This is a genomic window from Cupriavidus sp. MPR-AND1C (assembly GCF_058809705.1).
Genome location: NZ_JBXASU010000150.1, coordinates 1 through 11,917 on the forward strand (window position 1 = coordinate 1; position 11,917 = coordinate 11,917).

Consider the following 11,917-nt stretch of genomic DNA (forward strand, 5'->3'; position numbering starts at 1 on the left):
CCATTTGACAGCGTAATGACAGCCCCCCCGGCGCAAACATGCCGCCATTAGCAGCCCCCCCCCCAAGACCAAGCCCAGCCAAGGCCATTTCCCCAAAAAAGGGGAAGCCGCCCCCCTCTGGCGCCCGATCAAAATCAAGCCGCCGGAACCAACCGGCGGCAACAGCGAGAGACACCAGCAACATGTCAAGCTCCCCCTCCCAGCAACACGGGTTCCGCACCGTGTTCCGCGTTGTCAGCGGCAACTTCCTCGAAATGTACGACTTCATGGTGTACGGCTTCTACGCCGCCGCCATCGCCAAGACGTTTTTCCCCAGCGGCAACGAGTTCGCCTCGCTGATGCTCTCGCTCGCGACCTTCGGCGCGGGCTTCCTGATGCGTCCGCTCGGCGCCATCATCCTGGGCGCATACATCGATCACCACGGCCGCCGCAAGGGCCTGATCATGACGCTGGTCCTGATGGCGCTCGGCACCCTCCTGATCGCCTGCGTGCCTGGCTATGCGTCGATCGGCGTGGCCGCACCGTTGCTGGTGCTGGCGGGCCGGCTGCTGCAGGGCTTCTCCGCCGGCGTTGAGCTGGGCGGTGTGTCGGTGTACCTGGCGGAAATCGCCAAGCCCGGCAAGAAAGGCTTCTACGTGGCCTGGCAATCGGCCAGCCAGCAGGTGGCGGTGATCTTTGCCGGCCTGCTCGGCGTGGTGCTGCACTCGATGCTGTCGCCCGAGGAAATGGGCGAATGGGGCTGGCGCATTCCGTTCCTGATCGGCTGCCTGATCGTGCCGTTCCTCTTCCTGATCCGCCGCTCGCTGGAAGAAACCGAAGAGTTCAAGACCCGCAAGCATCGCCCCAGCATCAGCGAGATCTATCGCTCGATGATGGAGAACTGGCGCATCATCGTGGCCGGTTGCATGATGGTTGTGATGACGACGGTGTCGTTCTACATGATCACCGCATACACCCCGACCTTCGGCAAGACCGTGCTCAAGCTCGACGACGTCGACAACCTGATCGTCACCATGTGCGTGGGGCTGTCCAACTTCATCTGGCTGCCGCTGATGGGCGCCTTGTCGGACCGCGTGGGCCGCAAGCCGCTGCTGGTGATCTTCACCATCCTCACATTGCTCACGGCCTATCCGGCGGTGTCGTGGCTGGTGGCGGAGCCGTCGTTCGGCCGCCTGCTGATGGTCGAGCTGTGGCTGTCCTTCCTGTACGGCAGCTACAACGGCGCGATGGTGGTGACCCTGACCGAAGTGATGCCACCCGCGGTGCGCACGGCGGGCTTCTCGCTGGCGTATAGCCTGGCCACGGCCCTGTTCGGCGGCTTCACGCCGGCCATCTCGACCTACCTGATCCACAGCACCGGCAACAAGGCCGCGCCTGGCCTGTGGCTGATGTTTGCCGCTGCATGCGGGCTGATCGCCACACTGGTGATCTTCCGCGGCGGACGGCAGCATGCCTATGTCGAGCCCGCAGCCAAGACTGCCTGAGGTTCACGAAGGCGGCCCTGCTGGGGTAGACTCGCCGTTCCGGCAGGGCCGGCCGCGAACCCCGCGGCTGACATCGCGCGGCAACATGGCAGCGCCAACATCACTAATCGGCGCCCGCGCTTGCCGGATGTGCGGCGCCCCGCGCCTGGCTATCGGGCTCTTTGAGAATATCAATTAGCCCCGCCCCCCGGGGATGCCGCATAATCCATGTTCGTTGCGCGGCGGCCTGGCCTTATCCGTTGGGGATGGCCTGGCTTGCGGCGCGAGCGTCTCTCTTCAACCGTATCCAGGAGCAGTCTATGAAGACCGTTGGTGACAAGATCGAAGCCTTCCACGTCGTCGGTGTCAAGCCGGGTTTCAACAACCACGAAGAGAACGGCCAGTCGGCCTTTGAAGACATCACCGAAAAGTCGTTCGAAGGCAAGTGGAAGATCATTTACTTCTACCCGAAGGACTTCACCTTCGTGTGCCCGACCGAAATCGTTGCTTTCGCCAAGCTCAACGGCGACTTCGCCGACCGCGACGCGATCGTGCTGGGCGGCTCGACCGACAACGAATTCGTGAAGCTGGCATGGCGCCGTGAGCACAAGGACCTGAACAAGCTGGACCAATGGCAATTCGCCGACGTGACCGGCTCGCTGATCGACCAGCTCGGCGTGCGTGACCAGGCTGCCGGCGTCGCCCTGCGCGCTACCTTCGTCGTCGATCCGGACAACGTCATCCAGCACGTGTCGGTGAACAACCTGAACGTCGGCCGCAACCCGGACGAAGTGCTGCGTATCCTCGACGGCCTGCAAACCGACGAGCTGTGCCCGTGCAACCGCGCTGTTGGCGGTGCCACGCTGTAAGCTGTCGACCCGCTGACATGCTGCACAAACGGCCGGCGAGAGATTGCCGGCGATTTGTGACGATCTGCGCGCCGGGCTTCGGCCCGCGCCTCAAAACCCGCCATGGCGGGTTTTTTGAGACCTTACCGATAGGAGATTTGTATGGAATTCCTCAGCACGATTAAAGGCCTTATTCCTGACTACGCCAAGGATATCCGCCTGAACCTCGACGGCACCATCGCCCGCTCCTCGCTCGAGGGCAACGATGCGGTGGCCGTGGCGCTGGCCGCGGCGTTTGCCGCCAAGAGCCGCGTGATCGTCGACGCGATCCGCAACGCGGGCGTGCTGTCGCCCGAGGAAACCAATGCCGTGCTCACCGCCTCCGCGCTGATGGGCATGAACAACGTCTGGTATCCGTTCGTGGAAATGGCCGACGACCAGGATCTGGCGACGCAACCGGCTGGCCTGCGCATGAATGCATACGCCACGCACGGCGGCGTGGACAAGCGCCGCTTCGAGATGTACGCGCTGGCCGCATCCATCGTCGGCAAATGCCATTTCTGCATCAAGTCGCACTATGCGCTGCTCAAGAACGAGCAAGGCATGAGCGCGCAGCAACTGCGCGACGTGGGCCGCATTGCCGCCGTGGTCGTGGCAGCTGCCAACGTCATCGCGGCGGAATAAAGCCGTATCGAGGGCCTGCGGGCCTGCGGCAGGCACGCGCCGGCACGGCCCTGCATGGTGCTTCCGGTACTTCCCCGAAAGCCCCGCCGCGCAAGGCCGGCGGGGCTTGCCCAGCATGCCGCGCGCGTCAGCGCAAGCCTGTTGCCAACGCGCCAAGTCGGTAATTCACTGACTGCATTTGTGCACCGAAGGGCCTACAATCCAGCAAGGTCATAGCCTTCGCCCCCTCTGCCATGAGCACCCTTCCTTCGCATACCTCCCCTCGCTTTCACTACCGCCTCGCCACCGTGCAGGACTGGGGCGACATCGCCGCCGTGACCCAGCAAGCCTATGGCCAGTATGAGCTGGAGATCATGGAGGATTGCCGCGAGTCCTTCCAGCAAGGCATGAAAGCCGTGCTGGCCGCGTCGACCTCGGAAATGGAGTGGTGGGTGGCGGAAACCGATCACGGCATCAGCGGCGCGGTGTTGTTCTGCCATCCCGGCGCCACGCTGCAGGTGCTGGACGGCAGCACCATCACGCTCGCCTTGCCGGAAGCCCGGCTGCTGGCGGTCAGCCCGCAGGCTCGCGGACTGGGGCTTGGCCGCACGCTGATGCAAGTCTGCATCCAGCGCGCGCGCGATATCGGCGCCGGCGCGCTGCTGGTGCGCACCATGCCGGAAATGAAATCCGCCAACCAGCTGTGCCAGCAGATGGGTTTTGTCAAACGCACCGAAGCCGGTGCGCGCTCGGGCCCGATGGCCCGGCTGATCGACTACCGCTACGCGCTCCCGCCCGAACACGCTGGCACAGCCGGAGCGGCCGCCAGAAGCTGAGCGCCTGCGGCGCTCAGCCCCGCATCAATCCTGCGGGGAGACGATGGTGCCGCGCCAGATCAGCACCACGGCTTGCGCAACGATACCTTCCTGACGCCCCTCGAAGCCCAGCTTCTCATTGGTCTTGGCCTTGACGTTGCAACTGGCGGCGGCCAAGCCCAGGTCCTCCGCCAGGTTCGCCACCATGGCGCCGATATGCGGCGCGAGCTTTGGCGCCTGCGCGATCACCGTCGCATCCACGTTACCGATTTCATAGCCTGCCTCACGCACGCGGCGCGCGGCCTCGCGCAGCAGGACACGGCTGTCCGCGCCGGCAAAGCGCGGATCGGTGTCGGGAAAGTGGCGGCCGATGTCGCCCAGGCCGGCCGCGCCGAACAGCGCATCGGTGATGGCGTGGAGCAGCGCGTCCGCATCGGAATGGCCTAGCAGGCCGCGGTCATGGGGAATGTCCACGCCGCCCAGGATGAGCTTACGGCCCGGCACCAGCGCGTGCACGTCATAGCCTTGGCCGACGCGGATATCGAATGGGGTCATGGGAGCAATTCTCCTTCAGGATCGGAACGGGGATGGATCGGGATGAATAAGGATGGGTTGGATTGGCCGGGAATGCGCGAGGATGCCGGTCAGGGCTTGCCGGCACCCTCGCCCAGCAGCAATTCGGCCAGCGCGAAATCCTCGGGGTACGTCACTTTGAAATTGCGCAGCGAGCCATTGACCAGGCGCGGATGCAGGCCCAGCCGCTCGATCGCGCTGGCCTCGTCGGTCACCACGGCGCCCGCGGCCAGCGCTTCCTGCAGCGCCTGGCGCAAAACACCGAGGCGGAACATCTGCGGGGTCTGCGCCTGCCACAAGCCCTCGCGCGAGACCGTGGCGCCGATGCGCACCACTGCCGCCGGCTGCCCGCCGGGAGGCGCATCGGCGCGCTTGAGCGTATCGGGCACCGGCACCGCCAGGATGCCGCCAATGGCCGCGTCGGGGCCGTCTTCGTCTTCGTGTGCGCCGTCGCCCTCCACCGCGCGCACCAGCGCGTGGATCATGGCGGGCGTCAGGCCCGGGCGGGCCGCATCATGCACCAGCACCCAGTCGCGGTCCGTGGCGCCGAGTTGCGCCAGGTGATGCAGGCCAGCCAGCACCGAGGCATGGCGCGTATCGCCACCCACGAAGGCAGTGTCAAAACGCAGGCCGGCAAACGCCGCCGCGCCGAAGCGGGACTCCAGCGGCATATCGTCGGGCGCCAGCACCAGCGCGGTGGCGCTGATGGCATCACAGGCGGCGAAAGCGGCGAGCGCGTACCAGATCATCGGCCGGCCGGCCACGGTCTGGTATTGCTTGGGCAGGCTGCCGCCCGCGCGGCTGCCGGTACCGGCACAGGGAATCAGGGCAAATCGGCGAGCAGACACGGATAGCGTGAGGGACAAGGTAAGCGCCATGCCAAGAGCACGGCGCAAGGCTTCAGGGCCCCCGCCATGGGCAGGGGAGCGGGAAGCGCGGCATTGAAAACGCGGATTCGGAGCGCATTCTATAATACGGCCTTCGCTCGCGGACATGCGGGCGTCGATCAGCGCGAGCGCCCGCCCGGCGCCGCATGCTTCGCCCACGCCCCGCCCGCTATGCCGGCGGGGTGTTGCTGTTGCATCGCCGCGCTCTTTTTGCCCCGCAACGCCTGAAAGCCGTCAACAAGCCAGCCCGTACCCGATGCCTGAAGCCAATCGCCCCGTCCCCTTCGCCAACCTCCCCTTGGTCAAGGCCGGCCAGCGCTATACCGTGTCCGGCCTGCCCGGTTCCGCCGACGCCCTGGCGCTGGCCGCCTACGCCAGCCAGCACCGCGAGCGTGTGCCGATGCTGGCAGTGGTGTGCGCCAACGCGGTCGACGCGCAGCGGCTGGCCGAGGAAATCCCCTGGTTCGCCCCTAGCCTGCGGGTGCGCCTGCTGCCCGACTGGGAAACCTTGCCCTACGACAGCTTCTCGCCGCACCAGGACCTGGTCTCGGAGCGGCTTGCCACGCTGCACGACATCCAGGGCGGCCAGTGCGACATCATGCTGGTGCCGGCGCAGACCGCGCTCTACCGGCTGGCGCCGCCCGCCTTCCTGGCGGCCTACACCTTCTTCTTCAAGCAGGGCGAGAAGCTGGATGAAGCCGCGCTCAAGGCACAGTTCACGCTGGCCGGCTATGAGCATGTCAGCGCCGTGATGCGGCCCGGCGAGTACAGCGTGCGTGGCGGCCTGATCGACCTGTTCCCGATGGGCTCGCCGCTGCCGTACCGGATCGACCTGTTCGGCAATGAGATCGAAACCATCCGCGCCTTCGATCCCGACACGCAGCGCAGCCTGTACCCCGTGAAGGAAGTGCGCTTGCTGCCGGGCCGCGAGTTCCCGCTTGACGACGCCGCGCGCACCGCGTTTCGCGGCCGCTGGCGCGAACTGTTCGAGGGCGATCCGAGCAAATCGACGATCTACAAGGACATTGGCAATGGCGTGCCGTCGGCCGGCATCGAGTACTACCTCCCGTTGTTCTTTGAAAGCTCGGCCACCGTCTTCGATTACCTGCCCGCCAACAGCCAGCTCGCCTTTGCCGGCGATGTGCCTGACGCCATCCGCCGCTTCTGGGCCGACACCACCCAGCGCTACAACTTCATGCGCCATGACCGCGAGCGGCCGCTGCTGCCGCCCGCCGCGCTGTTCCTGTCGGAAGAGCAGTTCTTCACGGGCGCAAAGCCGCTGGCACGGCTTGTGCTGCAAGGCACCGCTACCGGCGACACCGTGCCGCTGGCTGAGTCCCTGCCCGATGTCTCGGTCAACCGGCGCGCGGAAGATCCGCTAGTCAACCTGGAAGCGTTGCTGCTGAAAAAAGACCGGCGCGTGCTGATGTGCGCGGATTCCGCCGGACGGCGCGAAACGCTGCTGCAACTGTTCGGCGAAAGCGGGCTGCGCCCGCAGCCGATCGATGACTACGCTGCCTTCCTGGCGGGAGATTCGCATTTCTCCATCGTGGTGGCGCCGCTGCAAAGCGGCTTCGCCGTGCCCGGCGCGCAAGGCATCGAGCCGCTGGCCTTTGTCACCGAGGCCGAGCTGTATGCCGGCACCGCGCGCCGCACGGGCCGGCGCAAGCAGGAACAGGCCAGCGCCGTCGACTCGATGGTGCGCGACCTGGCCGAGCTCAAGATCGGCGATCCGGTCGTGCACAGCGAGCACGGCATTGGCCGCTACCAAGGCCTGGTCTCGCTGGACCTGGGCCAGGGCGAGGAGGAATTCCTGCACCTGGACTACGAGAAAGGCAGCAAGCTGTATGTGCCCGTGCATCAGCTGCATGTGATCTCGCGCTACTCCGGCGCCGATCCGGACACCGCGCCGCTGCACTCGCTGGGCTCCGGCCAGTGGGACCGCGCCAAGCGCCGCGCCGCGCAGCAGATCCGCGACACCGCCGCGGAGCTGCTCAACCTGTATGCGCGCCGCGCCTTGCGCCAGGGCCATGCCTTCGAGCTGACGCCCAAGGACTACGAGAAGTTTGCCGAGAGCTTCGGCTTCGAGGAAACGCCGGACCAGGCCGCGGCCATCGCCGCGGTGATCGCCGACATGACCTCGGGCAAGCCGATGGACCGGCTGGTGTGCGGCGACGTGGGCTTCGGCAAGACCGAAGTCGCATTGCGCGCCGCGTTCGTCGCGGTCATGGGCGGCAAGCAGGTCGCCATCCTGGCGCCCACCACGCTGCTGGCCGAGCAGCATTTCCAGAATCTGTCCGACCGCTTCGCCGAATGGCCGGTGCGCATCGTGGAGCTGTCGCGCTTCAAGACCAAGAAGGAGATCGACGGCGCCATCAAGCAGATCAACGACGGCACCGCCGACATCGTGATCGGCACCCACAAGATGCTGTCGGACGACGTCAAGTTCCAGCGCCTGGGGCTGGTCGTCATCGATGAGGAACACCGCTTTGGCGTGCGCCAGAAGGAAATGCTCAAGACCCTGCGCGCCGAGGTCGACGTGCTCACGCTGACCGCCACGCCCATTCCCCGCACGCTGGGCATGGCGCTCGAAGGCCTGCGCGACTTCTCCGTGATTGCCACCGCGCCGCAAAAGCGCCTGGCCATCAAGACCTTCGTGCGCCGCGAGGAAGACGGTGTGGTGCGCGAGGCCATCCTGCGCGAGCTCAAGCGCGGCGGGCAGGTCTACTTCCTGCACAACGAGGTCGACACCATCGAGAACAAGCGCGCCAAGCTCGCCGAGCTGGTGCCGGAAGCGCGCATCGCGGTGGCGCACGGGCAGATGCACGAGCGAGAGCTGGAGCGCGTGATGCGTGACTTCGTGGCACGCCGCGACAACATCCTGCTGTGCACCACCATCATCGAGACCGGCATCGACGTGCCGACCGCCAACACCATCCTGATCCACCGCGCCGACAAATTCGGCCTGGCGCAGCTGCACCAGCTGCGCGGCCGCGTCGGGCGCTCGCACCACCAGGCCTATGCCTACATGCTGGTGCACGATGTCGAAGGCCTGAGCAAGCTGGCGCAGCGCCGGCTCGAAGCCATCCAGCAGATGGAAGAACTGGGCTCGGGCTTCTACCTGGCCATGCACGACCTGGAAATCCGCGGCGCGGGCGAAGTGCTGGGCGACAAGCAATCGGGCGAGATCCACGAGATCGGCTTCCAGCTCTACACCGACATGCTCAACGCCGCCGTCAAGTCGCTCAAGGCCGGCAAGGAACCGGACCTGATGGCGCCGCTGGCCGTGACCACCGAAATCAACCTGGGCACCCCGGCCCTGCTGCCCAGCGACTATTGCACCGACGTGCACGAGCGCCTCTCGCTGTACAAGCGCCTGGCCAATTGCGAGGCAGCCGAGCGCGTGGACGATATCCAGGAAGAGCTGATCGACCGCTTCGGCCGCCTGCCGCCGCAGGCGCAAGCGCTGATCGAGACGCACCGCCTGCGCATCGCCGCGGTGCCGCTGGGCGTGCGCAAGATCGACGCCAGCGACGCGGCCATCAGCATGCAGTTCCTGCCCAACCCGCCGATCGATGCGATGAAGATCATCGACCTGGTGCAGAAGAACCGCCATATCAAGCTGGCAGGACAGGACAAGCTGCGCATCGAGGCCAAGATGCCGGACGTGGCAGTGCGCGCGCAGACCATCAAGCACACCCTGCGCCAACTGGCCTGAGTGGCCTGATTGGCCCGAATGGCCCGAATGGCCCGATCATTGCTCCACGGTACCCGTTCGCGGCGCGCCGCCGCGGCGCCAAAATGGTGCACCGTGCATGGACCGACGAGCCAGCACGGTGTAGCATCGTTTACTTAACACGTTACCAAAAGCCAACCGCCATGCAAGCCGATACCCTCAGCAAGCCTGCCGATGCCGCAACCCGCGGCAGCGCGCTCGACTGGACCCAGCGCCTGGTCAGCTACGACACCACCAGCCGCCACTCCAACCTCGGCCTGATCGAAGCCGTGCGCGATCATTTCCTGGCCAAGGGCCTGCGCCCCCACCTGAGCTACAACCCGCAGGGCGACAAGGCCAACCTGTTCGTCACCGTGCCCGCCGCCAGCGGCAGCACCGATGGCGGCATCGTGCTGTCGGGCCATACCGACGTGGTGCCGGTGGACGGCCAGAACTGGACCACCGACCCGTTCAAGCCGGTGATCCGCGATGGCCGCCTGTACGGGCGCGGCACCTGCGACATGAAGGGGTTCATCGGCACCAGCCTGGCGCTGCTGCCCACGCTGCTTGAGGCCAGGCTGCGCGAGCCGGTGCACTATGCGCTGTCCTTCGACGAAGAGATCGGCTGCATGGGCGCCCCCTACCTGCTGGCGGAGCTGCGCGAACGCGGCGTGACCCCGGGCGGCTGCATCGTCGGCGAGCCCACCAGCATGCGCGTGATCGTGGCGCACAAGGGCATCAACGCCTACCGCTGCTGCGTCAAGGGCCAGGCCGCACATTCGTCGCTCACGCCCAAGGGCGTCAACGCCATCGAGTACGCCGCCCGCCTGATCTGCCATATCCGCGACATCGCCGACGAGTTCAAGGCCAACGGCCCGTACGACCGCGACTTCGACGTGCCCTTCACCACAGCCCAGACCGGCACCATCCACGGCGGCATCGCGCTCAACACCATTCCGGCGCTGTGCGAGTTCGTGTTCGAATTCCGCAACCTGCCGGGCGTCGATCCGGAGGCCATCTTTGCCCGCATCCAGGGCTACGCCAATGACGTGCTGCTGCCGAAAATGCGCGCCGAGCATGCCGACGCGGGCCTGACCATCAACAAGATCGCCGCCGCGCCCTCGCTCGATGTGGCCGAGCAGGCCGCCATCACGCAACTGGTGCGCGCACTGACCGCCGACCGCGACGTCAACAAGGTGGCCTACGGCACCGAGGCCGGCCTGTTCCAGCGCGCCGGCATTCCGGCCGTGGTGTGCGGCCCCGGCGATATCGAGCAGGCCCACAAGCCCGACGAGTTCGTCGCGCTGGACCAGCTCGCCGCCTGCGAGGCCTTCCTGCACAAGGTGGTCGACAGCCTGCGCGTGAACTAGGCCGTTTTCGTCGTTTTCCTCGTTTTCCGTTGTAGCCGGCCCGCTAAAGCTGCGGGCCGGTGGTTGCGTCATGTCCAAAAATAACCCGGAGACACCATGACAGCAGTATCGGCAAGCGGTAGCAGCAACAGCGGCGCGGCAGCATCTGCGGCGCCCGCCTCGCGCCATCCCTGGCGCGCGGTGATCTCAGCCTCGATCGGCAATGCGCTGGAGTGGTTCGACCTGGTGGTCTACGGCTTTTTTGCCGTCACCATCTCCGCGCTGTTCTTTCCCAACCACGATGAAAACACCTCGCTGCTGCTGACGCTGGGCACCTTCGGCGTGTCCTTCTTCATGCGCCCGCTGGGCGCGGTCGTGATCGGCGTCTATGCCGACCGCAAAGGCCGGCGCGCCGCGCTCACGCTGTCCATCCTGCTGATGATGGTGGGCACGCTGATCATCGCGCTGCTGCCCACCTATGCCGCGATCGGCGTCATGGCGCCCATCGGCATCGTGCTGGCGCGCATGATCCAGGGCTTCTCGGCTGGCGGCGAATTCGGCAGCGCCACCGCCTTCCTGGCCGAGCACGCGCCCAACCGGCGCGGTTTCTACTCCAGCTTCCAGGTCGCCAGCCAGGGCCTGACCACCCTGCTTGCCGCGGGCTTCGGCGCGGTGCTCACCACCACGCTCACGCCCGACCAGATGCAATCCTGGGGCTGGCGCGTGCCCTTCCTCTTTGGCCTGCTGATCGGCCCGGTGGCGTACTACATCCGCCGCCACGTCGACGAAACCCCTGAATTCCTCCAGGCCGAGACCACCGACACGCCGCTGCGCGACACACTCAGCCACCAGAAGGAGCGCCTGCTGCTGGCCATGGGCGTGGTCATCGTGGCCACGGTATCGACCTACCTGGTGCTGTACATGCCCACCTACGCGGTCAAGCAGCTCGGCCTGCCGCCTTCGGCCGCCTTTGCCGCCACGCTGGCCACGGGCGTGGTGCAGATGCTGTTCGCCCCGCTGGTCGGGCACTGGTCGGATCGCTATGGCCGCATCCCGCCCATGCGCCTCGCCGCGCTGCTGTTGCTGGTATCGATCTGGCCGCTGTTCTGGCTGCTCAGCCACTATCCCGGCTTCGGCGTGATGCTGGCAGTGCAGGTGGTGCTGGGACTGATGATGACGCTGTACTTCGGCGCGCTGCCCGCGCTGGCGTCGGAGATCTTCCCGGTCAAGACGCGCACCACGGGCCTCTCGCTCTCGTACAACATCGCGGTGACGCTGTTCGGCGGGTTCGCGCCCTTCATCCTGACCTGGCTCATCAGCGCCACCGGCAGCAAGCTGGCGCCGAGCTTCTACCTGATGGTCTGCGCCGTGGTGAGCCTGGCGGCGCTGGGCCAGACGCGTGCGCGCCTGGGCATCCGCTGAGGCGCGGCAAGCATGCGGTTGCGGGGCAGGCCCCCGTTCTTCAGGCTCTGCAATGAGAACAAGGAGACATCCTCATGGCAGCACAACAAACCCATCGTTCCCGAACCTCCACGCGCGCCACGCTGAGTGCCGGCCTGTCGGCACTCTCGCTGGCCGCCGGCCTGCTCTGCCTCGCCCCCGCC

At 66.4% G+C, this 11,917-nt stretch carries 10 protein-coding genes; 7 read left to right on the forward strand and 3 right to left on the reverse strand.

Annotated elements, in window-relative coordinates; genetic code table 11:
• Window positions 1-184 (reverse strand): hypothetical protein (locus AC1RWI_RS36720; RefSeq protein ID WP_492870759.1); only part of this gene is annotated, 184 nt, incomplete at its 3' end.
• Here AC1RWI_RS36720 and AC1RWI_RS36725 point away from each other — a divergent pair.
• The 4 genes from AC1RWI_RS36725 to AC1RWI_RS36740 all read left to right on the forward strand — a co-directional run bounded on the left by AC1RWI_RS36725 (window position 183) and on the right by AC1RWI_RS36740 (window position 3,810).
• Window positions 183-1,484 (forward strand): MFS transporter, encoded by a 1,302-nt coding sequence (locus tag AC1RWI_RS36725; protein WP_043345421.1) that lies wholly within the window; start codon window positions 183-185, stop codon window positions 1,482-1,484. The genes AC1RWI_RS36720 and AC1RWI_RS36725 overlap by 2 nt on opposite strands.
• Window positions 1,485-1,783: 299 nt before the next feature.
• Window positions 1,784-2,332 (forward strand): peroxiredoxin, encoded by a 549-nt coding sequence (locus AC1RWI_RS36730; protein ID WP_043345420.1) that lies wholly within the window; start codon window positions 1,784-1,786, stop codon window positions 2,330-2,332.
• Window positions 2,333-2,473: 141 nt separating this feature from the next.
• Entirely contained in the window at window positions 2,474-2,995 is a 522-nt protein-coding gene (locus AC1RWI_RS36735) for a carboxymuconolactone decarboxylase family protein (RefSeq protein ID WP_043345418.1), read from the forward strand.
• A 233-nt stretch (window positions 2,996-3,228) separates the two neighbouring features.
• Window positions 3,229-3,810, forward strand: a complete 582-nt coding sequence (locus AC1RWI_RS36740) for a GNAT family N-acetyltransferase (protein ID WP_043345414.1) — start codon at window positions 3,229-3,231, stop codon at window positions 3,808-3,810.
• Window positions 3,811-3,834: 24 nt separating this feature from the next.
• Here the strand turns inward: AC1RWI_RS36740 and ispF are convergent, their stop codons facing one another.
• A complete protein-coding gene (ispF, locus tag AC1RWI_RS36745) occupies window positions 3,835-4,344 on the reverse strand; it encodes a 2-C-methyl-D-erythritol 2,4-cyclodiphosphate synthase (protein ID WP_150987634.1) in 510 nt (169 codons plus the stop codon).
• A gap of 89 nt (window positions 4,345-4,433) precedes the next feature.
• Window positions 4,434-5,240, reverse strand: coding sequence for a 2-C-methyl-D-erythritol 4-phosphate cytidylyltransferase (gene ispD, locus AC1RWI_RS36750; RefSeq protein WP_052494517.1), 807 nt, complete (start codon window positions 5,238-5,240; stop codon window positions 4,434-4,436).
• A 265-nt stretch (window positions 5,241-5,505) separates the two neighbouring features.
• Here ispD and mfd point away from each other — a divergent pair, with 265 nt between their 5' ends.
• From mfd to AC1RWI_RS36765, 3 genes are all read left to right on the forward strand, one after another.
• Window positions 5,506-8,967, forward strand: a complete 3,462-nt coding sequence (mfd, locus tag AC1RWI_RS36755) for a transcription-repair coupling factor (RefSeq protein ID WP_492870760.1) — start codon at window positions 5,506-5,508, stop codon at window positions 8,965-8,967.
• 161 nt (window positions 8,968-9,128) lie between these two features.
• Window positions 9,129-10,334, forward strand: coding sequence for an acetylornithine deacetylase (gene argE / locus AC1RWI_RS36760; protein ID WP_043345403.1), 1,206 nt, complete (start codon window positions 9,129-9,131; stop codon window positions 10,332-10,334).
• 96 nt (window positions 10,335-10,430) lie between these two features.
• A complete protein-coding gene (locus AC1RWI_RS36765) occupies window positions 10,431-11,735 on the forward strand; it encodes an MFS transporter (RefSeq protein ID WP_043345400.1) in 1,305 nt (434 codons plus the stop codon).
• The last annotated feature ends 182 nt before the right edge of the window (window positions 11,736-11,917 follow it).

Excerpts from the sequence above, each read along its gene's own strand:
- AC1RWI_RS36725 (WP_043345421.1), top strand. The coding sequence starts at position 183 with ATGTCAAGCTCCCCCTCCCAGCAACACGGGTTCCGCACCGTGTTCCGC.
- AC1RWI_RS36730 (WP_043345420.1), top strand. The coding sequence starts at position 1,784 with ATGAAGACCGTTGGTGACAAGATCGAAGCCTTCCACGTCGTCGGTGTC.
- AC1RWI_RS36735 (WP_043345418.1), top strand. The coding sequence starts at position 2,474 with ATGGAATTCCTCAGCACGATTAAAGGCCTTATTCCTGACTACGCCAAG.
- AC1RWI_RS36740 (WP_043345414.1), top strand. The coding sequence starts at position 3,229 with ATGAGCACCCTTCCTTCGCATACCTCCCCTCGCTTTCACTACCGCCTC.
- ispF (WP_150987634.1), bottom strand. The coding sequence starts at position 4,344 with ATGACCCCATTCGATATCCGCGTCGGCCAAGGCTATGACGTGCACGCG.
- ispD (WP_052494517.1), bottom strand. The coding sequence starts at position 5,240 with ATGGCGCTTACCTTGTCCCTCACGCTATCCGTGTCTGCTCGCCGATTT.
- mfd (WP_492870760.1), top strand. The coding sequence starts at position 5,506 with ATGCCTGAAGCCAATCGCCCCGTCCCCTTCGCCAACCTCCCCTTGGTC.
- argE (WP_043345403.1), top strand. The coding sequence starts at position 9,129 with ATGCAAGCCGATACCCTCAGCAAGCCTGCCGATGCCGCAACCCGCGGC.
- AC1RWI_RS36765 (WP_043345400.1), top strand. The coding sequence starts at position 10,431 with ATGACAGCAGTATCGGCAAGCGGTAGCAGCAACAGCGGCGCGGCAGCA.